Origin of the sequence: Pseudomonas silesiensis, assembly GCF_001661075.1 — a bacterium.
GTDB lineage: Bacteria > Pseudomonadota > Gammaproteobacteria > Pseudomonadales > Pseudomonadaceae > Aquipseudomonas > Aquipseudomonas silesiensis.
Window position 1 is genome coordinate 1,012,903 of sequence record NZ_CP014870.1, and the last position, 25,727, is coordinate 1,038,629.

Consider the following 25,727-nt stretch of genomic DNA (forward strand, 5'->3'; position numbering starts at 1 on the left):
AGAAGCACCTGTCACCCCATGCGCATCGAACCTCGCCTGTTGCCCGACCCCCTGCCATTCCTCGGTGATCTGCCACCGCTGTTGACCCGCCTGTACGCGGCGCGGGGCGTGCAGTGCGAAGCCGAACTGGACAAGAGCCTGGCGCGGCTGATTCCGTTCCAGCGGCTGAAGGGCATAGAGGGTGCGGTGGATTTGCTGGTCGCGGCGCTGGAGCAGCGTCAGCGGATTCTGATCGTCGGTGACTTCGACGCCGATGGGGCGACGGCCAGTACCGTGGGCATGCTGGGGTTGCAGCTGTTGGGTGCGGCTCATGTCGACTACCTGGTGCCGAACCGGTTCGAATACGGTTACGGCCTGACCCCGGAAATCGTCGAAGTCGCACTGACCCGCGACCCTCAACTGCTGATTACCGTGGATAACGGTATCTCCAGCGTCGAAGGCGTGGCGGCGGCGAAGAAGGCCGGGCTCAAGGTCCTGGTTACCGATCACCACTTGCCCGGCGACGAGCTGCCGCTGGCCGATGCCATCGTCAATCCCAACCAGCCGGGTTGCGAGTTCCCGAGCAAGGCGCTGGCCGGGGTCGGGGTGATTTTCTATGTATTGATGGCCTTGCGTGCGCGTCTGCGCAGCCTGGGCCGGTACGAGACCACGCCGCAGCCGAATATCGGCGAATTGCTGGATCTGGTGGCCCTCGGCAGTGTCGCCGACGTGGTGCCGCTGGATGCCAACAACCGGATTCTCGTGCACCAGGGCCTGGAGCGCATTCGCGCCGGACGTGCCCGACCGGGGATCAAGGCGATCCTCGAAGTGGCCAAGCGTGACCCTGCGCGCATTACCTCTACCGATCTGGGGTTTATTGTCGGGCCACGGCTGAACGCGGCCGGGCGACTGGATGACATGAGCCTGGGCATTGAATGCCTGCTCACCGAAGACGTCGGGCTTGCCCGGGAAATGGCAGCACAGCTCGACGGCATGAACCAGGATCGCAAATCCATCGAGCAAGGCATGCAGCGTGAGGCCCTGGCCCAGCTCAAGGATTTGCCGGTGGAATCGATGCCGTTCGGTCTGTGCCTGTTCGATCCCGAGTGGCACCAGGGCGTCATCGGTATCCTCGCCTCGCGTATGAAAGAGCGCTATTTTCGTCCGACCATCGCCTTTGCCGATGCGGGCGATGGCCTGCTCAAGGGCTCGGGGCGTTCGGTCCAGGGTTTTCATATTCGCGACGCCTTGAGCGTGGTCGCGGCGCAGCATCCGAATCTGATCAGCAAATACGGCGGCCACGCCATGGCGGCTGGCCTGACGTTGCCGGAAGCTAATTTTCCGTTGTTCGCCGAAGCCTTCGATGCCGAAGTCCGTCGGCAATTGCGCGAAGAGGACCTGACCGGCCGGCTGCTGTCCGACGGCACCCTGGCCGTCGAGGAATTTCACCTGGAACTGGCCCGTGCCTTGCGGCATGCCGGACCTTGGGGGCAGCACTTTCCCGAGCCGTTGTTTCATGGGGTGTTCCAGTTGGTCGAGCAGCGCGTCGTCGGCGAGCGGCACCTCAAGGTGGTGCTGAGAAGCGAATGTGGCTCGGTGAAACTTGATGGTATTGCCTTTGGCATCGACCGCGACATCTGGCCGAATCCGACCATCAAATGGGTGGAATTGGCCTACAAGCTCGACCTCAACGAGTTTCGCGGGAATGAGACGGTGCAGTTGATGATTGCCCACATCGAACCGCGCTGAGCCATTCGCTGTAGGAGCGAGGCTTGCCCGCGAAGGCGATCTTCCAGACACCAATCCATCTCAAACCTCCCTCATCCCCCGATGTCGACTAGGCTCTAAGCACTGCTTGATAATCCTTGTGACGTCTTGTCGAATTTTTTACCCGCGGGGGCGGGTGCTGCAGCTTTTTTTCCTGTCACTCGTCGACTTTCAAACAGAACCCTGGAGCCTGCCCACTGATTCGAGAGGTGCCCCATGAGTCTGCTGCTTGAACCCTACACCATTCGCCAATTGACCCTGCTCAACCGCATTGCGGTCTCGCCGATGTGCCAGTACTCGAGCGTCAATGGCCTGGCCAATGACTGGCACCTGGTCCACCTTGGCAGCCGCGCTGTCGGGGGCGCCGGTCTGGTGTTTACCGAAGCCACGGCGGTCACTGCCGATGGGCGGATCACCGCCGATGACCTCGGTCTGTGGAGCGACGAACAGATCGAACCCCTGCAACGTATCACCCGCTTCATCACCGCTCAGGGCGCCGTCGCCGGCATTCAACTGGCCCACGCCGGGCGCAAGGCCAGCACTTACAGGCCTTGGCTGGGCAAGCATGGCAGCGTCAAACCCGATGACGGAGGCTGGGTTCCGGTCGGTCCTTCACCAATCGCTTTCGATCCACAGCACACCCAACCCAGGCAGCTTGATGAAGGCCAGATCGCCGACGTCATCCAGGCCTTTGTCGAGTCGGCCAAAAGAGCGCTGACCGCCGGTTTCAAAGTGGTGGAAATACACGCCGCCCACGGTTATCTGTTGCACCAGTTCCTGTCGCCCCTGAGCAATCAGCGACGGGATCAATATGGCGGTTCGTTCGAAAATAGAATCCGGTTGGTGCTGCAAGTCACCGAGGCGGTGCGTGCGGTATGGCCCGAGGAGCTGCCGCTGTTTGTGCGGGTGTCGGCCACCGATTGGGTGGAAGACGGCTGGAACCCTGATGAAACCGTCGAACTGGCACGGCGCCTTCACGCGTTGGGCGTGGACCTGATTGACGTGTCGTCAGGTGGTACAGCGGTCAACGCCGAAATTCCCACAGGGCCGGGTTATCAGACCCGCTTCGCCGAACGTGTGCGCAAGGAGTCAGGCATTGCCACCGGCACGGTAGGCATGATTACCGAACCCGCACAGGCCGAGCACATATTGCGTACCTGCCAGGCCGACATCATCTTCCTGGCTCGGGAACTGCTGCGCGATCCGTACTGGCCACTGCATGCCGATGACGACCTGGGTGGGCGCAAGGCCATCTGGCCGGCGCAGTATCAGCGGGCAACCCATCGGGAGCAGCCGATCCATGAGTCGGATTTGCGTGATTGAGTGAGGCTGTAGAAACAAAAAAGCCCCGGTCGTGTTGATCGGGGCTTTTGTGTTTCTTTGCCGGGATATTTACTGCCTGTTCAGCCGCCTTCGCGGGCAAGTCGAATCGTCGCACCGCCGCTCCCACAGTTGATCGTCGTCGCACGCAAAACCTGCGTCTTATGGAGATCCAATGTGGGAGCGGGCTTGCCCGCGAAGGGGCCGGCTCAGCCAACCCCTTCCTGTCAGGTGTACTTACGCTTCTCCGGCGCCGGCGGGAAGTACTGGTACAACCAGGTTTCACTCAAGGTCCGGTCATTGGTGCGAATGAACAACCGCAGCTCCACCGGCGCCACGCTGTCGTTGGTCGGGTACCAGTCGAACGTGATTCGATAGCCCTTGATGGCATCCAGCACCAGCACGTTGAAATCTTTCACCTCGCCGTTCGAGCAGGTCACCACGGGCTCGATCCCCGCACCCTCCGGCAAGCGATCAAGACCGCCGCCCGTGAAGTCCACGGCAAACCGTCGCGCCCAGACTTCCGGGTAATGCTCGCCAGGCGCCCAGCCTTCGATGAAGCCGCCCATGCCCGAACGGGTCGCATTGACCCGCGCCAGCGGCGTACTCACCGGTGGCAATGCGCTCCAGTAGAGCTTGTAGCCGTAGTTCAGTGAATCGCCAGCGGCCACCGGTTTTTTCGGGGTCCAGAAGGCGACGATGTTATCCAGGGTTTCGCCGGTCGTAGGAATTTCCAACAGATCGATCGAGCCTTCGCCCCACGCAGTCGTAGGTTCTACCCACAGGCTTGGGCGCTTGCTGTACCAGTCGACGGTATCCTGGTAATTGGCGAACTCGTGATCGGTCTGCACCAGGCCGAAACCTTTTGGATCGGTGTCGGCGAAGGCGTTGAATTGCAGGGTGGCCGGGTTGTTCAGGGGACGGCAGATCCACTCGCCATTACCACGCCACATCGCCAGGCGATCGGAGTCGTGGATTTGCGGATGAATGGTGTCGCACATGCGGCGCTCATGGGTGCCACAACTGAACATGCTGGTCATCGGCGCGATGCCCAGCTGTTCGATGGCGGTGCGCGCATTGATGTGAGCATCGATGGCCATCACCACGCGTTCGGCCTGGCAATCGATGTCGAAACGGTAGGCGCCGGTGGCGCTCGGCGAATCCAGCAGCGCATAGACCACGAAACGGGTGCTGTCCTTGCCCGGCGTCTCGAACCAGAACTTGGTGAAGTCCGGGAATTCCTCGCGCTTTTTGGCATAGGTATCGATCGCCAGGCCGCGGGCCGACAGACCGTACTGGCCAGAGGCATCTACCGCACGGAAATAACTGGCGCCGAGGAAGGACAACACGTCGTGCCTGTCCAGTTCCGGGGCCTTGAACAGCTTGAACCCGGAAAAGCCCAGGTCACCGGTCAGTTGCTTGGTGTCGACCGTGGTTTTTTCATAGTTGAACAGGTTCGGGCGGAAATGCACCTCGCGCGACTGACGCGTCTTGGGGTCGACGCTGTACATGCGCACCGGCTGTTTGAAACCCATGCCGACGTGGAAAAACTGCACATCCAGTTGACCCTTCAGGTCTTTCCACAGGGAGTGGTTGCCGTCGTAGCGGATCGCGTTGAAGTTCTGCGGGGTCATGGTCGCCAGGGTCGGCGGCAATACCTGTTTGGTGTCCTGATAGCGGCTACCGGCGAGTTGCTTGGCCTGGATTTTCAGGGCTTCGAAGTCGAACGCCTGAGCCTCGCCATCGGCCGTTCCGTTTCCGGCCCAGGCTCGAGCGGCCAGCAGGCCGGAGGCTGATAAACCGGTGTAAGCCGCGATGGCCATGGACGCTTTGAGCAAATTCCTGCGGTGCATAAGTACAACCTGTCGTGAACAATCCCGCACCGTTCCTGGCACATTGGATCAAAAATGGAGGTTCGGACATGCCTTCGGCCAAACGCAACGGAGTTTAAACAGATGCCAAATAGCTTAAACCGTTCGGTCGCAGAGGAAAAATGATTGATGGCCTGACAATGGCGCAGTAAGTGAAACAAGACATGTCAGTAAAAATGTCTGACAGCGATTTCTGATTTATAGGGCATTTCTGCTTTTTTCGATTAATTACTCTAAAAATCGCTTTTCAGTCCGGATAACTTCCTATTCTATGGACATGACCGGTTTCTGCCCTCAGGCCGGTGGGATTCAGTTGGCACCAGGTGACCGCTGAAAAAGGGTAGGGCGATGCGGCTTTTCAAGTTTTCTCTGACGTATAGAAGGACATCGTCCATGTCGAAAGTACAAGGCATCACCGAACTGTTGGGAATCTTTCCGTGCCTGGTCTCCGGGCGGAGGAGGCGTCGACTCAATTCCGAGGAGATGAAACTGGTTGAGCGCTATCGCGAGTTGTCTGAGAGCGACCGGATTGCCATGCGCTATCTGGTGGACGCGATGCGCAGTGTTTCGCGGTTTTGAGCAGGTAGTGGATTGGGCCGTGGCACTGGTGCCACGGCCGGATCCTCTCATTGACCGGTGTTCAGGTAGCTATCATGTCGACAATCAAGAGCAATGAAGGCCAAGTCACGATTCCCGAGCCAATTCGGGAGGAAGAAGACAAGGCGGGTGAGGCCGGTGTCTCTGATCGGTTCGAGGCCGTTCGGGGTAAAGCTGATATCAAAGGACGAACCGACGATTTGATGACGTTACTGCGAAGTGAAGACTGATGATGTGGGTCGACGCCGCTGAACGGTGTCTTCCTTGAACCAGCGTTGAGGCTATCGCGAGCAAGCTTGCTCCTACGGGTTGGTGGCGTTCAGATGATTGGATACGCCATAAACCTGGAGCGAGACTTGCCCGCGACGCTTTTAATGCTTGAACATCACATGCCGCACCACCGTGTAGTCCTCCAGCCCATACAAGGACATGTCCTTGCCATACCCCGACAACTTCTGCCCGCCATGGGGCATTTCGCTGACCAGCATGAAGTGCGTGTTCACCCAGGTGCAGCCGTAGTGCAAGCGGGCCGACAGGCGATGTGCGCGACCGACGTCCGAGGTCCAGAGCGACGACGCCAGGCCGTAGTCCGAATCGTTGGCCCAGCCCAGCACCTGCGCCTCATCGGTGAATCGGGTCACCGACACCACCGGCCCGAACACTTCGCGGCGGACGATCTCGTCGTCCTGTTGCGCATCGGCCAGCACCGTCGGCTCGAAGAAGTAGCCATCGCCTTCCACCGCCTTGCCCCCGGTGATCAAGCGGATATGCGGCTGTGCCACGGCACGTGCAACGAATCCGGCCACGCGGTCGCGATGCTGCGCGGTGATCAGCGGGCCCAGCTCGGTCGACGGATCATCCTGCACGCCATACTTGATGCTGCTGACCGCCGCGCCGAGTTTCTCGACGAAGCTGTCGTAAATGCCTTCCTGCGCATAGATGCGGCACGCGGCGGTGCAGTCCTGGCCGGCGTTGTAGAAGCCGAAGGTGCGAATGCCTTCCACGGCGGCGTCGATGTCGGCATCGTCGAAGATGATCACCGGCGCCTTGCCGCCCAGCTCCATGTGCAGGCGTTTGACGCTGTCGGCGGTGCTGGAAATGATGTTGGAGCCCGTCGCGATCGAGCCGGTCAGCGACACCATGCGCACTTTCGGATGATTGACCAGCGGTCCGCCGACCGTAGGGCCACGGCCGAACACCAGATTGAGCACACCGGCCGGTAAAATTTCCGACGCCAGTTGCGCCAGACGCATCGCAGTCAGCGGGGTTTGTTCCGACGGCTTGAGCACCACGGTATTACCGGCGGCCAAGGCTGGGGCGATTTTCCAGGCGACCATCATCAGCGGGTAGTTCCACGGTGCAATGGAGGCGATCACGCCCACGGGGTCGCGACGGATCATCGAGGTGTGCCCGGCCAGGTACTCACCCCCGGCCGAACCGCTCAGGCAACGGCTGGCGCCGGCGAAGAAACGGAACACGTCGGCAATCGCCGGGATCTCGTCGTTCAGCGCGGCGCTGTAAGGTTTGCCGCAGTTGTCCGATTCCAGTTTGGCCAGCTCTTCGCCATGGGCTTCAATGGCGTCGGCGAGTTTGAGCAGCAGCAGCGAGCGTTCCTTCGGCGTGGTCTGCGACCAGCTTTCGAAGGCGCTGTCGGCGGCGCGCACGGCGGCATCGACCTGGGCTTCGCTGGCTTCGTTGATATCCACCAGTACCCGGCCCAGCGCCGGGTTGAACACCGGTTGGGCCGGGCCTTCGCCATCGATCAGTTGGCCGTTGATCAGGAGTTGGGTTTGCATGGCATTGTCCTCCTCGAATCCATTGATTTTCTATCGGAACCGAATCCTTGTAGGAGCGAGGCTTGCCCGCGAAGGCGGTGTGTCAGCCCACATCAATGTTGAATGTGATGGCCTCTTCGCGGGCAAGCCTCGCTCTACAGGGATCGGTTCGGGAAATGAGTTGTCAGTCATTTCCCTCCGCTACCGGCCACACTCTCCCCGCCACGGGTCAAGTAATACGCGCCGAGAATCGGCAGCATGGTCACCATCATCACCAGCATCGCGACGACGTTGGTCACCGGCACGTCCCGCGGGCGGCTGAGCTGGTTGAGCAGCCACAGCGGCAAGGTGCGTTCATGGCCGGCGGTAAAGGTGGTGACGATGATCTCGTCGAACGACAGCGCAAACGCGAGCATGCCACCGGCCAGCAACGCCGAGCCGAGGTTCGGCAGGATGATGTAGCGGAAGGTCTGCCAACCGTCGGCGCCGAGGTCCATCGAGGCTTCGATCAAACTGTGCGAGGTGCGGCGCAACCGGGCGATGACGTTGTTGTAGACGATCACCACGCAGAAGGTCGCGTGACCGACGATGATGGTGAACATCCCCGGCTCGATGCCCAGCGTCTTGAACGTCGCCAATAGCGCGATACCGGTGATGATCCCCGGCAACGCGATCGGCAGGATCAGCATCAGCGAGATGCCCTGCTTGCCGAAGAAGTCCCGGCGGTACAACGCCGCCGACGCCAGCGTGCCAAGGACCAGTGCAATAAGTGTAGCAACGGCCGCAATCTGCAATGACAGCTTGATCGCTTCCAGCACGTCGGGCCGCGAGAACGCCACGCCGATCCATTTCAGGGTGAAACCCCTGGGCGGAAAACTGAACGCCGCGTCTTCGGTGTTGAAGGCGTACAGGAAGATGATCAGGATCGGGAAGTGCAAGAACACCAACCCGCCCCAGGCTGCGATGCGCAGTCCTGAAGAAGCCTTTTCAGAGTGCATCGAAAGCCCCCAGTCGCTTGACGATTGACAGGTAGATGGCGATCAGCACGATCGGCACCAGCGTGAACGCCGCGGCCATGGGCATGTTGCCGATCGCGCCTTGCTGGGCGTACACCATGCTGCCCACGAAGTAACCCGGCGGGCCCACCAGTTGCGGCACGATGAAATCGCCCAGGGTCAGGGAAAAGGTGAAGATGGACCCGGCGGCAATGCCCGGAACCGACAGTGGCAACGTCACCTGCATGAAGGTCTGGCGCGGGGTTGCCCCGAGGTCGGCCGAGGCTTGCAACAGCGACGGCGGCAGACGCTCAAGGGAGGCCTGGATCGGCAGGATCATGAACGGCAGCCAGATGTAGACGAATACCATGAAACGCCCCAGGTGCGAGGTCGACAAGGTGCTGCCGCCCACGCCCGGGATGCCCAGCACCCATTGCAACACCGGCTCCAGCCCCAGGTGTTGAACGAACCACTGTGCGACGCCGCCCTTGGCCAGCAGCAAAGTCCAGGCATACGCCTTGACGATATAGCTGGCCCACATCGGCATCATCACCGCGATGTAGAAAAACGCCTTGGTCTTGCCGGTGGTGTAGCGGGCCATGTAGTAGGCAATCGGGAAGGCCACGACGGCGCTGGCAATCGATACAACGACGGCCATGCTCAGGGTGCGCACGATGATGTCGAAGTTCGACGGCTGGAACAGCGCTGCGAAATTCGCCAGGGTCAGCTCGGGCGTAACCGCCATGGTGAAGTCGTCGAAGGTGTAGAAACCTTGCCACAGCAGCACCAGCAGCGAACCGAGGTAGATGGCGCCGAACCACAGCAGTGGCGGTATCAGCAGCATCGACAGATACAGGTTGGGTCGGCGATACAGCAGGTTGGTAAACCTGCGCAACGGCGAACCGTCGGCCGGGGATTGCGCACCCGTCACGTTATTCAATTCACACCCCGCCGACAACGTTGTCGTGCAGTGCCACCATGGCTTCTCGCGCCCAGCGGGCACTGACGCGTTGCCCTGTCTGATGCCGGGCGCCGACGTCCAGCCATTGGTCGTTGGCCTGGCTGATGTTGAGGGTCTGGCCGTTTTCCAGCTTCAGTTCATAGCGGGTGGCGCTGCCTTGGTACTGGATATCGTGCAGCAAACCGCTGACTTCGATCTCGTGGCTGGCCAGCGGACCCTCGGCGAAACGCACGTGTTCCGGTCGTATCGAAAATGGCTGTGGATGGCCGCTCAACCGTTGCGCCAGGTCACCGCGAATCACGTTCGAGGTGCCAACGAATTCAGCTACAAACGTGGTCGCCGGTTTCATGTACAGGTTGCGTGGCGTGTCGACCTGCTCGATGCGGCCCTTGTTGAACACGGCCACGCGGTCCGACATCGACAGCGCTTCGGTCTGATCATGGGTGACGAAGATGAAGGTAATGCCGAGCTGGCGTTGCAGCTTCTTCAACTCGCCCTGCATTTGCTCGCGCAGCTTGAGGTCGAGCGCACCCAGGGGTTCGTCGAGCAGCAGCACCCGAGGGCGATTGACCAGCGCACGGGCCAGGGCCACACGCTGGCGTTGTCCGCCGGACAGTTGCACCGGTTTGCGCTCGCCGTAGCCGCCCAGGGCGACCATGGCGAGGGCTTCGTCGGCACGTTTGCGCCGTTCGGACTTGCCCACGCCTTTGACTTTCAAGCCATAAGCGACGTTGTCGAGGACGTTCATGTGCGGGAACAGCGCGTAATCCTGGAAGACGGTGTTGACGTCACGCTGATAGGGCGGCAGCCCGGCGGCCTCGACACCATGGATACGAATGGAGCCTGCGCTTGGCTGTTCGAAACCAGCGATCAGGCGCAGACAGGTGGTTTTGCCCGAGCCGGAAGGGCCCAGCATGGAGAAAAACTCGCCGTCCTGGATATCGATGGAAACCCGGTCAACGGCTTTGACTTCGCCGAACTGACGGGAAACGTTGGTGAACTGGACTGCAAGCGTCATGGTGCGATGCTCCGGGAATCTGAATCTTAAAAGCATCGCGAGCAAGTCGGATCGCCGCACCGTCGCTCCCACAGGTTCGCGGTGAAATTTGTGGGAGCGACTGTGCGGCGATCCGACTTGATCGCGAAGAGAGCTTAACGACCGCCCATGATCGCAATGTAATCCTGGGTCCAGCGGCTGTACGGCACGAACTTGCCGCCTTCGGCCTGCGGGGTTTTCCAGAAGGCAATCTTCTCGAATTGGTCAAAGCCGTTGTTCTTGCAACCTTCGGCACCGAGCAATTCGCTCTCATTGCACGCGGCCGGAACCGCCGGCAGCGAACCGAACCATGCCGCGAGGTCACCCTGGACTTTAGGTTGCAGCGACCAGTCCATCCACTTGTAGGCACAATTGGGATGCTTGGCCTCGGCGTGCAGCATGGTGGTGTCCGCCCAGCCCGTGGCACCCTCCTTGGGAATAACCGAGGCAACCGGCTGCTTGTCCGCCACCAGGCCATTGACCATGTAGCCCCAGGTGCTGGATGCCACGACGCCTTCGTTCTTGACGTCGCTCATCTGCACGGTTGCGTCATGCCAGTAGCGGTGGATCAGCGGCTGTTGCTTGCGCAGCAGGTCCAGTGCCGCCTTGTATTGCGCTTCGTTGAGCAGATACGGGTCCTTGATCCCCAGTTCCGGCTGTTTCGTCTTGAGGTAGAGCGCCGCATCGGCGATGTAGATCGGACCATCGTAGGCCTGGACCCGGCCCTTGTTGGACTTGCCGTCCGGCAACGTCTGTTCCTCGAACACCACACTCCAGCTGTCGGGGGCTGTCTTGAACACGTTGGTGTTGTACATCAATACGTTCGGACCCCATTGGTACGGGGTACCGTAGGTCTTTTTATCGACGACATACCACGGGCCATCCTTGAGACGAGGGTCGATGTTCTTCCAGTTCGCAATCAACGCCGTGTTGATCGGCTGCACACGCTTGCCGGCGACCAGGCGCAGGGACGCATCACCCGACGCGGTGACCAGGTCGTAACCGCCCTTGGTCATCAGGCTGACCATCTCATCGGAAGTGGCGGCCGTCTTGACGTTGACCTTGCACCCGGTTTCCTTCTCGAAACCGGTCACCCAGTCGTAGGCCTTGTCGCTCTCGCCACGTTCGATGTAGCCAGGCCAGGCCACGATATCCAGCTGGCCTTCGCCAGCACCGACGGCCTTCAGCGGTTCGGCCGCCTGGATGCTGGCACTGGTCAGCAGCGCGGTGGTGATTGCACTGAGCAGTGCGGTCTTGTGCACGAACATGGTGTTTCCCTCTTCTTTAATTATGGTCGGGTCGGTTTCTGAACGTGGTGGGGCCAATGGCGGTACGGCTAATTGTTAGCGTAGTGCGCTTTTATCAATGCGGTCCGTGGCAAGCCGGATTGCCGCACAACACGGTGGCCTGGCGGCGATTCACCGGGCACATCCTTGCGGCAGCCGGTGCGCTTGACGCCGCGCTGGATCAAGCAACATCTGGAAGCACTCTCGCGGACGGGTTTGGGGCACTTTCCATCTAGTCTGGTGGCCTTATTGATCCGGATAACCCCTTTTTGGAGGCGGAACATGAACACCCGTGGATTGCTCGATCAGCTACTCAAGTCCGGCCAGGATCTGTTGCAGAAAAAGAATGGCGGCTCGCAGAACAAATCGTCTGCCGGTGGGCTGGGCGGTTTGCTCGGCGGTGCCGGTGGCTCGGGCGGCCTGGGCGGGATGCTCTCCGGCGCTGGCGGTGGTGCCCTGGCAGCCGGGGCCATGGGTCTGCTGCTGGGTAACAAGAAGGTGCGCAAGGTTGGCGGCAAGGTCGCGATCTACGGCGGCCTGGCGGCGCTGGGCGTGATTGCCTACAAGGCGTTTGGCAATTGGCAGGCCCAGCAGGGCACTGCATCGAACACCGAACCCCAAACCATCGACCGCTTGCCTGCCGCCCAGGTCGAGCAGCACAGCCAGGCGATCCTCAAGGCATTGGTGGCGGCGGCCAAGGCCGACGGCCACGTCGATGCACGGGAGCGCGAATTGATCGAAGGCGAGTTCACCAAACTCGACAACGATCAGGAACTGCAGCACTGGCTGCACGCCGAACTCAACAAACCTCTCGATCCCGCCGACGTCGCACGGGCCGCCAGCACCCCGGAAATGGCCGCCGAGATGTACATCGCCAGTGTGATGCTGGTGGACGAGGAGAACTTCATGGAGAAGTCCTACCTGGATGAACTGGCGCGTCAGCTGAAGCTGGAACCGGGGTTGAAGGCCGAACTGGAGAAGCAGGTGCGCCAGGCTTCGACTCCGGTGTAAGACTTCAAACCGCCTTCGCGGGCAAGCCTCGCTCCTACGGGTGATCGTTGAGCACACCAATGTGGTTCGACTCGAAACCGTAGGAGCGAGGCTTGCCCGCGAAGGCGTCTTCGGCTGCCCCGGATTCTAACTGGCAATCCGGGCCACCTGTCTTTCCAACCCCGCGCAATTCCCCATTCAGAGCCAATCCCGCCACTTTCCCGCCAGAATGAGATACAGCGCTCAACCGTTTTAATAATGAAACACCTCCCTCGGCTATACTCCGCAGCATTTGGAAATACCTCGAGGACTGACTGTGAAGAACTGGACGTTGCGCCAACGGATCTTGGCGAGCTTTGCGGTAATTATCGCCATCATGCTGCTGATGGTCGTCGTCTCTTATTCCCGTTTACTGTCGATTGAGTCCAGCGAGAACGTTGTGCGCTCGGACAGTGTTCCCGGGATTCACTACAGCTCCCTGATTCGCGGTGCCTGGGTCGATGATTACGTGCTGACCCAGCAACTGATCGGACTGGGTGGCGGTCGAGGCATGACCCAGGCTGACAAGGATATGTACGAGGGAATCGAGGAAAGGCTGCAAACCTCGATGGCCAGCTACCGGAGTACGATTTTCGAGAAAGATGATCAGGCAAGATTCGACGAGTTTGAAAAGATTCACGATCAATATGACAAGCTGCTCGAAGAGGTCCTCGATGCCTACCAGCAAAACGACATCGAACAGGCCCGTCGCATACTCACCGAACAGATGACCCCCGCATGGGATGCCGGCCGTAAACTGCTGGATAATCTCATTGAATTCAACAGGGAGGCGGCTGAGGCGGCCACGGACTCGATCATTTCATCGGTAGCGGTGGCGAAGCTGATCATGGGCGTTTCGTTGCTGGTTGCAGTCATTATTGCCGGGGTGTGTGGTCTTTTGTTGATGCGCGCGATCATGGCGCCGATGAACCGGATCGTCGAAATTCTCGAAATCATGCGCACCGGTGATCTCAGCAACCGCCTGAACCTTGCGCGCAAGGACGAATTTGGTGTGGTGGAAACCGGCTTCAACGACATGATGGCCGAGCTGACGTCCCTGGTATCCCAGGCTCAGCGCTCGTCGGTGCAGGTCACCACGTCGGTCACCGAGATCGCTGCCACCTCCAAGCAACAGCAAGCGACGGCCACCGAAACCGCCGCCACCACCACCGAAATCGGCGCAACGTCCCGCGAGATTGCTGCCACGTCGCGTGATCTGGTGCGCACGATGACTGAAGTGTCCACCGCCGCCGATCAGGCCTCGGTGCTCGCCGGTTCCGGGCAGCAAGGGTTGGCGCGGATGGAAGAGACCATGCACTCGGTCATGGGCGCGGCCGATCTGGTCAACGCCAAGCTCGCGATCCTCAATGAGAAGGCCGGCAACATCAACCAGGTGGTGGTGACCATTGTCAAAGTCGCCGACCAGACCAATCTCCTTTCTCTCAACGCCGCCATCGAGGCTGAAAAAGCCGGTGAATATGGCCGCGGGTTTGCCGTGGTCGCCACCGAAGTGCGGCGTCTGGCGGACCAGACCGCTGTGGCCACGTACGACATCGAACAAATGGTGCGCGAGATCCAGTCGGCGGTGTCGGCCGGGGTCATGGGCATGGACAAGTTCTCTGAAGAAGTGCGCCGTGGCATGTCCGAAGTGCAGCAAATCGGAGAGCAGTTATCGCAGATCATTCATCAGGTCCAGGCATTGGCGCCGCGGGTGTTGATGGTCAACGAAGGCATGCAGGCCCAGGCCACGGGCGCGGAACAAATCAACCATGCGCTGGTGCAGCTGGGCGATGCCAGCAGCCAGACCGTCGAGTCCCTGCGCCAGGCCAGTTTTGCCATCGACGAACTGAGCCAGGTCGCCGTAGGGCTGCGTAGCGGCGTTTCGCGATTCAAAGTCTGATGAGCGAACCCACGGCTAAACGCACCGCCGTGAAGCCGGCGCTGCAATCATTGTTCCTGGTGTTCCGCATCGGCAACGAGCGCTTTGCCTTGCAGGCCATCGAGGTGGCGGAAGTGCTGCCGTGCCTGCCATTGAAGCCGATTCCCCGCGCGCCGGACTGGGTGGCGGGGGTGTTCGCCTATCGCGGTGCGGTGGTGCCGGTGATCGACCTCAGTGCACTGACCTTCGGGCATCCTGCCCAGGCTCGCACCAGCACACGCCTGGTGCTGGTCAATTACCGCCCGGGTGAAAACGCTGAGGCGCAATTGCTCGGGCTGATTCTGGAACAGGCCACCGATACCTTGCGTTGCAACCCGGCAGACTTTCAACCTTATGGCCTCGATAACCGCCAGGCGCCATACCTCGGGCCGGTGCGCGAAGATGCCCAGGGTTTGCTGCAGTGGGTGCGGGTCGCCGATCTGCTGGACGAGCAGGTTCGCGCGCTGCTGTTTCCGGCGCAGCCGGTGGACCTGGCGCTGATTGAGGAGCGACCATGAGCAGCGACCAGCGGTTTTTCGATTTCCTCAAAGAGCGCATCGGTCTCGACGTGAGCTCGGTGGGACCAGCGATCATCGAGCGCGCGGTGCGTCAGCGCAGCGCGGCGTCCAAGGCGCTGACGGCCGATGAGTACTGGCATATTTTGCAAGGCTCGCGGGACGAGCAGCAGGCGCTGATCGAAGCGGTGATCGTCCCCGAGACCTGGTTTTTCCGTTACCCGGAATCCTTCACCACCCTGGCGAAACTGGCTGCCAGGCGTCTGAGCGACATCAACAACATGCGCGCGTTGCGAATTCTCAGCCTGCCATGTTCCACCGGGGAAGAACCCTATTCCATCGCCATGGCGTTGCTCGATGCCGGGTTCCAGCCGCATCAGTTCAAAGTCGAAGGCATGGACGTCAGCCCGTTGTCGGTGGAAAAAGCCCGGCGCGCGCTGTACGGCAAGAATTCGTTCCGGGGTCAGGATATTGCGTTTCGCGATCGGCATTTCACCGCCGAAGACGAGGGCTATCGCCTCAGCGGGCGAGTGCTTGAGCAAGTGCGTTTGCAGGTCGGCAATCTGCTGGATCCGACGTTGCTGACCAACGAACCCCCTTATGACTTTGTGTTTTGCCGCAACCTCTTGATCTATTTCGATCAGCCGACCCAGCAGCAAGTATTCGAAGTGCTCAAGCGCCTGACCCATGTGCATGGCGTGCTGTTTATCGGCCCGGCCGAGGGCAGTTTGCTCGGCCGTTTCGGCATGCGTTCGATCGGCATCGCGCAGTCCTTTGCGTTCAGTCGCCAGAATGCACCGCAGCCTGTGCCCATTGCCACGTTCGTGCCGACGCCTTTGCCGGTGCGCCAACCGGTGCGCAGCATGACACCGCCGCCTGTTCGAAGTCGGCCTTTCGCAACGGTGACGCCGTTGCCTGCCCCGACGAAAGCCGCCAACCCGGACGCCGCCGCGCTGCTGGCGAACATTGCCGCGCTGGCCAACGAAGGCAAGAGCGCCGAAGCACGCGCCGCGTGCGATCGCTATTTACGCAGTCACGAGCCAGTAGCCCAGGTCTTTTACTGGCTGGGCTTGCTCAGCGATGTCACCGGCAGAGTCCTGGAGGCCCAGGGCTTTTATCGCAAGGCCTTGTACCTCGAACCGCAACATCCCGACGCGCTGATGCACCTGGCCGCCTTGCTGCAATCCCAGGGCGACACGGCGGGTGCCCGACGATTGCAGGCCCGCGCCGCCCGCAGCGAGCGCGCCGCAGACAGTGAGCGTAAACGATGAACGCCGCCGACACCTTTAGCCTCACCCATGAAGATGCCCAGGCCATCGACGACTGCTGGAACCGCATCGGTATCCATGGCGACAAGTCCTGCCCGCTGCTGAGCGAACACATTCACTGCCGCAACTGCGCGGTGTATTCAGCCGCCGCGACGCGCCTGCTCGACCGCTATGCGTTGCAGCAGGAAGATCGAGGGCAAGTTTCGACAGTGGCCGAGAGCGAGGTGAAAACCCGTTCGCTGTTGATGTTTCGTCTTGGCGAAGAATGGCTGGGCCTGGCCACCCGCAGCCTGGTGGAAGTGGCGCCAATGCAAGCGATTCACTCCTTGCCGCACCAGCGTTCCCGAGCCTTGCTTGGCGTGGCCAACGTGCGCGGTGCCCTGGTGGCATGCCTGTCCCTGGTCGAACTGCTCGGCCTCGATGGGACGGGTAGCGTGGCGTCCGGCACGCGGGTCATGCCGCGGATGCTGATTATCGCCGCCCATGGCGGGCCGGTGGTGGTGCCGGTGGATGAAGTGGACGGCATTCATGCCATCGATGAAAACATCCTCGAGGCAGCCTCGCGCTCGGGTACCCAGGCCAGCGCCAAATACACCCGTGGTGTGTTGCCATTCAAGGGACGCAGCCTGCGTTGGCTGGATGAAGAGCAACTGCTGTCCGCCGTGACCCGGAGCCTTACATGACCCCAGAGCAATTGCGCGACTCCTCGTTGCTGGAGCTGTTCAGCCTGGAAGCCGAAGCCCAGACCCAAGTGCTGAGCGCAGGCCTGCTGGCGCTGGAGCGCGATCCGACCCAGGCCGATCATCTCGAATCGTGCATGCGCGCGGCGCATTCGCTCAAGGGCGCCGCGCGGATCGTCGGTGTCGATGCCGGCGTCAGCGTGGCCCATGTGATGGAAGATTGCCTGGTCAGCGCCCAGGAAGGGCACCTGTACCTGCGCCCCGAGCACATCGATGCGTTGTTGCAAGGCACCGATCTGCTGATGCGCATCGCAACGCCCGACAACAATCCGGGCCCTGCGGATATCGAGGCCTATGTCGCCTTGATGGCTCGTTTGCTGGATCCGCTGGCGCTTGCCGCGCCGATCAGTACCCCCATCGCGCCGTTCATGGCCGAGGATCTGCTGCAAGCCACCGGGGTTGAGCTGACGATGCCGGTGCTGGACGTCGAACCGCCCACCGGCGCACCCGTCGAGCCAGCGTCCAGGGCCAGACGCTCCACCGATACCGGTGAGCGAGTCCTGCGGGTCACTGCCGAGCGTTTGAACAGCCTGCTTGACCTGTCGAGCAAATCCCTGGTGGAAACCCTGCGGCTCAAGCCGCACCTGGCTACCATGCAGCGGCTCAAGCGCCTGCAGAACAACGGCCTGCGGGCCCTGGAAAACCTCAACGTCCAGCTCAAGGAGCATGCCTTGAGCCTGGAGGCGCGGGAGGCCCTCGACGCTGCCCGTCGGTTGTTGGCCGAATCCCAGCAATTGCTGGTGGAAAAAAACGCCGAGCTGGATGAGTTCGCCTGGCAGGCCAGTCAACGGGCGCAAGTCTTGTACGACACGGCGCTGGCCTGTCGCATGCGCCCGTTTGCCGATGTGTTGAGCGGGCAAGCGCGGATGGTCCGCGACCTTGGCCGTAGCCTGGGCAAGCAGGTGCGGCTGGAGATCGAGGGCGAAAAAACCCAGGTCGATCGCGATGTGCTGGAAAAACTCGAAGCGCCGCTGACGCACCTGCTGCGCAACGCCGTGGATCACGGCATCGAATCCCCGGAACAGCGCCTGCTGGCCGGCAAACCGGCTGAAGGCTTGATCCGTTTGCGCGCCTCGCATCAGGCCGGACTGCTGGTGCTGGAGTTGAGCGATGACGGTAATGGTGTCGATCTGGAAAAGGTCCGGCGCAGCATCATCGAGCGGCAATTGTCCCCGGCTGAAACAGCTGCGCAGTTGAGCGAAGAGGAACTGCTGACATTCCTGTTCCTGCCGGGTTTCAGCTTGCGGGACACGGTCACCGAAATCTCCGGACGCGGGGTCGGGCTGGACGCGGTGCAACACATGGTCCGGCAATTGCGCGGCGCGGTCGTGCTGGAGCAAGCGGTGGGCGAGGGCAGCCATTTCCACCTCGAAGTGCCGCTGACCCTGTCGGTGGTGCGCAGCCTGGTGGTGGAAGTCGGTGACGAAGCCTATGCGTTTCCACTGGCCCACATCGAGCGCATGTGCGACCTGGAGCCGGCGGACATCGTGCAGGTCGAAGGCCGTCAGCACTTCTGGTACGAGGGCCGGCACGTCGGGCTGGTCGCCGCCAGCCAGCTCTTGCAGCGTCCGGTGAGCGCGCACAGTCAGCAGACCCTCAAAGTGGTGGTCATTCGTGAGCGCGAGGCGATTTATGGTGTGGCCGTCGAGCGTTTTATCGGTGAGCGGACGCTGGTCGTATTACCGCTGGACGAACGCCTGGGCAAGGTGCAGGACATTTCCGCCGGGGCCTTGCTCGACGACGGTTCGGTGGTGTTGATCGTCGACGTCGAAGACATGCTGCGCTCGGTCGACAAACTGCTCAACACCGGGCGCCTGGAGCGTATAGCGCGCCAGGGCAGCCAGGTCGTCGAAGCCGCTCGCAAACGGATCCTGGTGGTCGACGACTCGCTGACCGTTCGCGAGCTGCAACGCAAACTGTTGCTCAATCGCGGGTATGACGTGGCCGTGGCGGTGGACGGCATGGATGGCTGGAACGCCCTGCGTTCGGAGGATTTCGATCTGCTGATCACCGACATCGATATGCCGCGCATGGATGGCATCGAGCTGGTGTCCCTGTTGCGCCGGGACAATCGCCTGCAATCCCTGCCGGTCATGGTGGTGTCCTATAAGGATCGTGAAGAGGACCGCCGTCGTGGACTGGACGCCGGAGCCGACTATTATCTAGCCAAAGCCAGTTTTCATGACGACGCCCTGCTTGATGCAGTGGTTGAGCTTATAGGAGGAGCGCGGGCATGAAGATAGCGATCGTCAACGACATGCCCATGGCGGTGGAGGCCCTGCGCCGCGCCCTGGCGTTCGAGCCGGCACACGAGGTGGTCTGGGTCGCCGGCGATGGGGCCGAGGCAGTGCAACGCTGCGCTGAATTCACCCCGGATCTGATCCTGATGGACCTGATCATGCCGGTGATGGACGGCGTGGAAGCGACCCGGCGAATCATGGCCGCGACCCCTTGCGCGATCGTCATCGTCACGGTCGACCGCCAGCAGAATGTGCATCGAGTGTTCGAGGCCATGGGCCACGGCGCGCTGGATGTCGTCGACACGCCGGCATTGGGTGCGGGTAACCCGCAGGATGCGGCCGCACCGTTGCTGCGCAAGATCATCAACATTGGCTGGCTGATCGGTGACCGGGGCAATCGAGAGCGCGCGGCTCCGAGCCCCTTGCGCAACTCGGCTTCGCGTCAGCGGCTGATCGCCATTGGGTCGTCCGCGGGCGGGCCGGCGGCGCTGGAAGTATTGCTCAAGGGCCTGCCGCAGAATTTTTCGGCGGCTATCGTGCTGGTGCAGCATGTCGACCAGGTATTCGCCGCCGGCATGGCCGAATGGCTGAGCAGCGCCAGCGGCCTGAACGTGCGCCTGGCCCAGGAAGGCGAGCCGCCGCAGCCCGGTACGGTGTTGCTCGCCGGCACCAATCACCATATCCGCTTGTTGAAAAACGGCACGCTGGCCTACACCGCCGAACCGGTCAACGAGATCTATCGGCCCTCGATCGATGTGTTTTTCGAGAGCGTTGCCCAGTACTGGAGCGGCGATGCCGTGGGAGTTTTGTTAACCGGAATGGGACGCGATGGCGCGCAGGGGCTTAAACTCATGCGCCAACAGGGCTACCTGACCATCGCTCAAGACCAAATCAGCAGTGCGGTGTATGGCATGCCGAAGGCAGCGGCCGCCATCGACGCTGCCGTGGAAATTCGTCCACTGGACAAGATCGCGCCACGATTGCTGGAAATCTTCGGCAAATGACTCTCTTTAACAGCAATCCCGGCCCAGGCAGTACTCAGGTGACCGCACATGAATGACTTACAGCTCGACGGCTTCAAAACCGACGAAAACGCCGCCATGGTGTTGTTGGTGGACGATCAGGCGATGATCGGCGAAGCCGTGCGCCGTGGCTTGTCGAATGAAGAAAATATCGACTTTCACTTTTGCGCCGATCCGCACCAGGCTATCGCCCAGGCGATTCGCATCAAGCCGACGGTGATCCTGCAGGACCTGGTGATGCCCGGTCTCGATGGCCTGAGCCTGGTGCGCGAATACCGCAATCACCCGGCAACCAAGGACATACCGATCATTGTCCTGTCGACCAAGGAAGACCCGCTGATCAAGAGCGCGGCCTTTGCGGCCGGGGCCAACGATTACCTGGTCAAGCTGCCGGACAATATCGAGCTGGTCGCGCGCATCCGCTATCACTCCCGTTCCTACATGACCCTGCTGCAGCGCGACGCGGCGTACCGGGCGCTGCGGGTCAGCCAGCAGCAGTTGCTCGACACCAACCTGGTGCTGCAACGATTGATGAACTCCGACGGCCTGACCGGGCTGTCGAACCGCCGGCATTTCGATGAATACCTGGAACTGGAGTGGCGACGCTCGCTGCGCGACCAGAGTCAACTGTCGTTGCTGATGATCGATGTCGACTACTTCAAATCCTACAACGACAGCTTCGGCCACCTGGACGGCGATGAAGCCCTGCGCAAGGTCGCCACGGCGATCCGTGACGCCAGCGCCCGACCGTCGGACCTGCCGGCCCGTTACGGCGGCGAAGAGTTCGCCCTGGTCCTGCCCAACACATCGCCGGGCGGCGCGCGGCTGGTGGCGGAAAAACTCCGCCAGTCGGTGGCGGCACTGAAGATTCCGCACATTTCCCCTGTCGAAGGTTCGAGCCTGACCATCAGCATCGGCCTGTCGACCATGACCCCAAAGCAGGGCGGCGACTGCCGTCAATTGATCCTGGCGGCGGACAAGGGGCTGTACCTGGCGAAGAACAATGGGCGTAATCAGGTGGGGATTGAATAAACCATAGGGTTCATTCGCCGCTAAAGCCGCCAGGCGGGCTGCCTTGACAGCCTGTTTACGGTATACTCGCCGGCTTTCAAAAGTTCGCCAACGAGTGCTGCCCGCCATGGAAATCAACCCGATCCTTAACAGTATCAAGGACCTGTCCGAGCGCTCCGAAACTATTCGGGGGTATCTTTGACTACGATCAAAAGCATGAGCGTCTGACTGAAGTCAATCGCGAGCTTGAAGATCCGTCTGTCTGGAACAACCCGTCGTACGCTCAGGAACTGGGCCGCGAGCGCTCCCTGCTGGCTCAGATCGTCGAAACCCTCGACGAAATGCACAGTGGCCTGGCCGATGCCAAGGACCTGTTGCTGATGTCCGCCGAAGAAGAAGACCAGGCCGCCGTCGATGACGTCGCTGCCGAAGTCGAGCGTCTGCGCGAGTCCCTGGAAAAACTCGAATTCCGTCGCATGTTCAGCGGCGAGATGGATGCCAACAACGCCTATCTGGACATCCAGGCCGGCTCCGGCGGTACCGAGGCCCAGGACTGGGCCAACATCCTGCTGCGCATGTACCTGCGCTGGGCCGACAAGCGCGGCTTCGACGCGACCATCATGGAGCTGTCCGCCGGTGAAGTTGCCGGGATCAAGGGCGCTACCGTGCACATCAAGGGCGAATACGCCTTTGGCTGGCTGCGCACCGAAATCGGTGTGCACCGTCTGGTGCGCAAGAGCCCGTTCGACTCCGGCAACCGTCGCCACACCTCGTTCTCGGCCGTGTTCGTATCGCCGGAAATCGATGACAACATCGAAATCGACATCAACCCGTCGGACCTGCGCATCGATACCTACCGCTCCTCCGGCGCCGGTGGTCAGCACGTAAACACCACCGACTCGGCCGTACGTATCACCCACGTACCGTCCAACACCGTGGTCAGCTGCCAGAACGAACGTTCCCAGCACGCCAACAAAGACACCGCGATGAAAATGTTGCGGGCGCGCTTGTACGAGCAGGAAGTGCAGAAACGCAACGCGGCCTCGCAAGCCCTGGAAGACACCAAGTCGGACATCGGCTGGGGTCACCAGATTCGCTCCTACGTACTCGATGCGTCGCGGATCAAGGATTTGCGCACCAACATCGAACGCAGCGACTGTGACAAGGTGCTCGACGGCGACATCGACGACTACCTGATAGCCAGCTTGAAACAAGGGCTGTAAAGGCACGCGCTACAGGGTCAATACGCCCCTGTAGGAGCGAGGCTTGCCCGCGAACCCTGCCGCCAGGCAGGGGCAACGAACCCGTGATGGAATATTTAAAGACATGAGCGACCTAGAAATCGACCAGGCCCTGCAACAGGAAGAAAACTCCCTGATCGCCCTGCGCAAGGAAAAGCTGGCTGCCGAGCGTGCCAAGGGCAATGCCTTCCCGAACGACTTCCGCCGCGACAACTACTGCGAAGACTTGCAGAAGCAATACGTGGACAAGACCAAGGAAGAGCTGGCTGAGGCTGCAATCCCGGTCAAGGTTGCCGGTCGCATCATGCTCAACCGTGGCTCGTTCATGGTGATCCAGGACATGACCGGTCGCATCCAGGTTTACGTCAACCGTAAAACCCTGTCGGAAGAAACCCTGGCCTCGGTGAAAACCTGGGACATGGGCGACATCATCGCCGCTGAAGGTACCCTGGCCCGCTCCGGCAAAGGCGACCTGTACGTCGAAATGACCCACGTGCGCCTGCTGACCAAATCCCTGCGTCCGCTGCCGGACAAGCACCACGGCCTGACCGACACCGAGCAGCGCTATCGCCAGCGTTACGTTGACCTGATCGTCAACGAAGAGGTGCGCCAGACCTTCCGCGTGCGTTCGCAAGTGATTGCGCACATCCGCAGCTTCCTGATGCAGCGTGACTTCCTCGAAGTCGAAACCCCGATGCTGCAGACCATTCCGGGTGGCGCGGCGGCCAAGCCTTTCGAAACTCACCACAACGCCCTGGACATGGAAATGTTCCTGCGTATCGCGCCGGAGCTGTACCTCAAGCGCCTGGTTGTCGGTGGTTTCGAGAAGGTGTTCGAGATCAACCGCAACTTCCGCAACGAAGGTGTTTCGACTCGTCACAACCCTGAATTCACCATGTTGGAGTTCTACCAGGCCTACGCCGACTACGAAGACAACATGGACCTGACCGAAGAACTGTTCCGCGAGCTGGCGCAGCTGGTCCTGGGCAGCACCGACGTGCCTTACGGCGACAAAGTGTTCCACTTCGGCGAACCCTTCGTGCGCCTGTCGGTGTTCGACTCGATCCTCAAGTACAACCCTGAGTTGACCGCTGACGACCTGAACGACATCGACAAGGCCCGCGCCATCGCCAAGAAGGCCGGCGCCAAGGTGCTGGGCTTCGAAGGTCTGGGCAAGCTGCAGGTGATGATTTTCGAAGAGTTGGTCGAGCACAAGCTGGAGCAGCCGCACTTCATCACCCAGTACCCGTTCGAAGTGTCGCCGCTGGCTCGTCGTAACGACGAGAACCCGAACGTCACCGACCGCTTCGAGTTGTTCATCGGTGGTCGTGAAATCGCCAACGCCTACTCCGAGTTGAACGACGCGGAAGACCAGGCCGAGCGTTTCATGGCCCAGGTGGCCGACAAGGATGCGGGCGACGACGAAGCCATGCATTACGACGCCGACTTCGTTCGCGCGCTGGAGTACGGCATGCCGCCAACGGCCGGTGAAGGCATCGGCATCGACCGCCTGGTGATGCTGCTGACCAACTCCCCGTCGATCCGCGACGTGATCCTGTTCCCGCACATGCGGCCGCAAGCGTAAGTGTTTCAAATAAAAAGCCGCCTGAAATAGGCGGCTTTTTATTGCCTGTCTGGTACAAACGTATCAAATGGTTACTTTTGAAGTAAGAGAGGAATTGCTGTCGTGAACCGTGCAATGGCTCAAGAGGGTGCAGCGGGTATCGCCACTGCGGTCGCTGAAAGTGTTCAGTACCAGGGTCGCAAGGCCAGCCGACAGGGCAGCGAGCAGCGTCGACAGGACATTCTCGATGCGGCGATGCGCATTGTCGTGCGCGATGGCGTGCGGGCCGTAAGGCACCGTGCGGTGGCGGCCGAGGCCGGTGTGCCGCTGTCGGCCACCACTTACTATTTCAAGGATATCGATGACCTGCTCACCGATACCTTTGCCCAATACGTGGAGCGCAGCGCGGCATTCATGGCCAAGTTGTGGGCCAACAATGAAGGTCTGCTGCGGGAGATGGTCGCCTACGGCGATGGCAGTGCCGAGTCCCGCTCGCAACTGGCAGACGACATTGCGCGGCTGACGTCCGACTATGTTCACCGTCAATTGCAGAACCGTCGCGAACACTTGATGGCCGAGCAGGCATTCCGCCAGGAGGCGCTGTTGAACCCGCGCCTGGCGCAGCTGGTGCGCTCGCACCAGCAAATCCTGCTGCAGGGCACCTGCCACTTTTTCGAAGTATTGGGTTCCCGCGAGCCACAACAGGATGCCAAAGTGTTGACGGCGATTATCGGACGGATGGAATATCAGGGCCTGCTCAACGACGCCGAGCCTGCCGCCGAAGCCGAAATGCTCGGAATCCTCACACGCTACATGCACCTGGTATTGGCGTCGGTTTAATCCCCGGGCGGACGACTCAACCCTGTAGGAGCGAGGCTTGCCCGCGAAAGCGGTATAACCTTCAACAGTGTGTTGACTGACACAACGCCTTCGCGGGCAAGCCTCGCTCCTACAGGGTCGGTGACCATTTGGGGCGGTGTGTTCATAGGGAGTGTTGAATGAAAACCTGGCGTGTCGTTGTGATCGCCTTGTCGTTCCTGCTGCTCAGTGGCTGTCTGGTGACCTTCAGGGAACCTCTGCCCGCCAGCGAGCCCGCGCCCAAGGGGTTGCTTGGCAAATGGACCAGCACCAACGCCTGGGGCGAACCGATGAACCTGGAATTGACACGCATCAGTGGCAATCGCTATCAGGCGGTCAGTTACTTCAAGGCCAAGCCCAAGGAGCGCGAAGCCTATCCCTTCACGATGTCGCGCCATGGCAGTCGCTGGTATCTGTCAGCGAAGGTGCCGGCACAGTTCGGCGGACATTTCATCATCGCCGGATTTGAACTCACCGATAAGCAGGAACTGGTGGTCTACAACCTCGACCTCGAGCAGATCAACCAGGCCCTGGGGCAGAATGTCCTCAGCGGCGAAGGCTTCCAGACTGACGATGGCGATGGCGTGCTGATCAACACTGGCATGGACCAGGTGTTCGCCTACCTCGACGATCCGGCCAATTCCGATGTGTTCGTCGAAGCGGTGCGTTACCAGCGCCTGGCCAAAGCCAAAGCTGCAGTCAAATAAATCCAGCACGTAACGGTTTTTCTACAG

General features: G+C 60.9%; 22 protein-coding genes. 16 read left to right on the forward strand and 6 right to left on the reverse strand.

All coding sequences use genetic code 11. The annotated features are described in order from the left end of the window. The first annotated feature begins 18 nt into the window (after positions 1 to 18). The gene (gene recJ / locus PMA3_RS04525) at positions 19 to 1,728 is read left to right on the forward strand and encodes a single-stranded-DNA-specific exonuclease RecJ (RefSeq protein WP_064676043.1); all 1,710 of its coding nucleotides are present in this window, start codon (positions 19 to 21) and stop codon (positions 1,726 to 1,728) included. Positions 1,729 to 1,962: 234 nt separating this feature from the next. Next, complete coding sequence (locus PMA3_RS04530) at positions 1,963 to 3,069, forward strand: NADH:flavin oxidoreductase/NADH oxidase (protein WP_064676044.1); 1,107 nt, start codon at positions 1,963 to 1,965, stop codon at positions 3,067 to 3,069. A gap of 224 nt (positions 3,070 to 3,293) precedes the next feature. On the opposite strand, the gene PMA3_RS04535 is transcribed toward PMA3_RS04530, so the two are convergent. After that, positions 3,294 to 4,919, reverse strand: coding sequence for a glucan biosynthesis protein D (locus PMA3_RS04535; RefSeq protein ID WP_064676045.1), 1,626 nt, complete (start codon positions 4,917 to 4,919; stop codon positions 3,294 to 3,296). A 411-nt stretch (positions 4,920 to 5,330) separates the two neighbouring features. Between PMA3_RS04535 and PMA3_RS04540 the strand changes: the two genes are divergently transcribed. Both PMA3_RS04540 and PMA3_RS31515 read left to right on the forward strand, forming a co-directional pair. Beyond that, a complete protein-coding gene (locus tag PMA3_RS04540) occupies positions 5,331 to 5,516 on the forward strand; it encodes a hypothetical protein (protein ID WP_064676046.1) in 186 nt (61 codons plus the stop codon). Positions 5,517 to 5,590: 74 nt separating this feature from the next. Next, entirely contained in the window at positions 5,591 to 5,764 is a 174-nt protein-coding gene (locus PMA3_RS31515) for an AbrB family transcriptional regulator (protein ID WP_102136386.1), read from the forward strand. Between the two features lie 141 nt (positions 5,765 to 5,905). Here the strand turns inward: PMA3_RS31515 and PMA3_RS04545 are convergent, their stop codons facing one another. From PMA3_RS04545 to ydcS, 5 genes are all read right to left on the reverse strand, one after another. Further along, positions 5,906 to 7,330 carry a gamma-aminobutyraldehyde dehydrogenase gene (locus PMA3_RS04545; RefSeq protein WP_064676047.1) on the reverse strand — a complete coding sequence of 475 codons (1,425 nt, stop codon included), beginning with the start codon at positions 7,328 to 7,330 and terminating at the stop codon, positions 5,906 to 5,908. Between the two features lie 167 nt (positions 7,331 to 7,497). After that, a complete protein-coding gene (locus PMA3_RS04550) occupies positions 7,498 to 8,307 on the reverse strand; it encodes an ABC transporter permease (protein WP_064676048.1) in 810 nt (269 codons plus the stop codon). Continuing rightward, on the reverse strand, positions 8,297 to 9,244 hold the full coding sequence (locus PMA3_RS04555; protein ID WP_064676049.1) for an ABC transporter permease: 948 nt from the start codon (positions 9,242 to 9,244) through the stop codon (positions 8,297 to 8,299). The genes PMA3_RS04550 and PMA3_RS04555 overlap by 11 nt, the downstream gene beginning before the upstream one ends. Before the next feature lies 1 nt (position 9,245). Continuing rightward, positions 9,246 to 10,283, reverse strand: a complete 1,038-nt coding sequence (locus tag PMA3_RS04560; protein ID WP_064676050.1) for an ABC transporter ATP-binding protein — start codon at positions 10,281 to 10,283, stop codon at positions 9,246 to 9,248. Positions 10,284 to 10,417: 134 nt separating this feature from the next. Beyond that, entirely contained in the window at positions 10,418 to 11,569 is a 1,152-nt protein-coding gene (gene ydcS, locus PMA3_RS04565; protein WP_064676051.1) for a putative ABC transporter substrate-binding protein YdcS, read from the reverse strand. Positions 11,570 to 11,869: 300 nt separating this feature from the next. Between ydcS and PMA3_RS04570 the strand changes: the two genes are divergently transcribed. The 12 genes from PMA3_RS04570 to PMA3_RS04625 all read left to right on the forward strand — a co-directional run bounded on the left by PMA3_RS04570 (position 11,870) and on the right by PMA3_RS04625 (position 25,700). Then, positions 11,870 to 12,598, forward strand: a complete 729-nt coding sequence (locus tag PMA3_RS04570) for a tellurite resistance TerB family protein (RefSeq protein ID WP_064676052.1) — start codon at positions 11,870 to 11,872, stop codon at positions 12,596 to 12,598. A gap of 355 nt (positions 12,599 to 12,953) precedes the next feature. Then, positions 12,954 to 14,516: a methyl-accepting chemotaxis protein gene (locus PMA3_RS04575; RefSeq protein ID WP_420848682.1), complete on the forward strand. Its 1,563-nt coding sequence runs from the start codon at positions 12,954 to 12,956 to the stop codon at positions 14,514 to 14,516. After that, positions 14,516 to 15,052 (forward strand): chemotaxis protein CheW, encoded by a 537-nt coding sequence (locus PMA3_RS04580; RefSeq protein WP_064676054.1) that lies wholly within the window; start codon positions 14,516 to 14,518, stop codon positions 15,050 to 15,052. The genes PMA3_RS04575 and PMA3_RS04580 overlap by 1 nt, the downstream gene beginning before the upstream one ends. Further along, positions 15,049 to 16,320 carry a CheR family methyltransferase gene (locus PMA3_RS04585; RefSeq protein WP_064676055.1) on the forward strand — a complete coding sequence of 424 codons (1,272 nt, stop codon included), beginning with the start codon at positions 15,049 to 15,051 and terminating at the stop codon, positions 16,318 to 16,320. Before PMA3_RS04580 ends, PMA3_RS04585 begins: the two co-directional genes overlap by 4 nt. Further along, the gene (locus tag PMA3_RS04590; protein ID WP_064676056.1) at positions 16,317 to 17,000 is read left to right on the forward strand and encodes a chemotaxis protein CheW; all 684 of its coding nucleotides are present in this window, start codon (positions 16,317 to 16,319) and stop codon (positions 16,998 to 17,000) included. The genes PMA3_RS04585 and PMA3_RS04590 overlap by 4 nt, the downstream gene beginning before the upstream one ends. Next, the gene (locus PMA3_RS04595) at positions 16,997 to 19,294 is read left to right on the forward strand and encodes a hybrid sensor histidine kinase/response regulator (RefSeq protein ID WP_064676057.1); all 2,298 of its coding nucleotides are present in this window, start codon (positions 16,997 to 16,999) and stop codon (positions 19,292 to 19,294) included. Before PMA3_RS04590 ends, PMA3_RS04595 begins: the two co-directional genes overlap by 4 nt. Further along, positions 19,291 to 20,301: a chemotaxis response regulator protein-glutamate methylesterase gene (gene cheB, locus PMA3_RS04600; protein WP_064676058.1), complete on the forward strand. Its 1,011-nt coding sequence runs from the start codon at positions 19,291 to 19,293 to the stop codon at positions 20,299 to 20,301. The genes PMA3_RS04595 and cheB overlap by 4 nt, the downstream gene beginning before the upstream one ends. A gap of 48 nt (positions 20,302 to 20,349) precedes the next feature. Continuing rightward, positions 20,350 to 21,351: a response regulator gene (locus PMA3_RS04605; protein ID WP_064676059.1), complete on the forward strand. Its 1,002-nt coding sequence runs from the start codon at positions 20,350 to 20,352 to the stop codon at positions 21,349 to 21,351. Between the two features lie 106 nt (positions 21,352 to 21,457). Next, a protein-coding gene (prfB, locus tag PMA3_RS04610) for a peptide chain release factor 2 (protein ID WP_102136387.1) occupies positions 21,458 to 22,553 on the forward strand; the annotation gives its coding sequence in 2 pieces (ribosomal slippage) (positions 21,458 to 21,529 and positions 21,531 to 22,553; 1,095 coding nt in all). A 103-nt stretch (positions 22,554 to 22,656) separates the two neighbouring features. Then, positions 22,657 to 24,156: a lysine--tRNA ligase gene (gene lysS, locus PMA3_RS04615; RefSeq protein ID WP_064676061.1), complete on the forward strand. Its 1,500-nt coding sequence runs from the start codon at positions 22,657 to 22,659 to the stop codon at positions 24,154 to 24,156. Between the two features lie 102 nt (positions 24,157 to 24,258). Beyond that, on the forward strand, positions 24,259 to 24,975 hold the full coding sequence (locus tag PMA3_RS04620; RefSeq protein ID WP_064676062.1) for a TetR/AcrR family transcriptional regulator: 717 nt from the start codon (positions 24,259 to 24,261) through the stop codon (positions 24,973 to 24,975). A 158-nt stretch (positions 24,976 to 25,133) separates the two neighbouring features. Then, on the forward strand, positions 25,134 to 25,700 hold the full coding sequence (locus tag PMA3_RS04625; protein ID WP_064676063.1) for a hypothetical protein: 567 nt from the start codon (positions 25,134 to 25,136) through the stop codon (positions 25,698 to 25,700). Positions 25,701 to 25,727 lie beyond the last annotated feature (27 nt).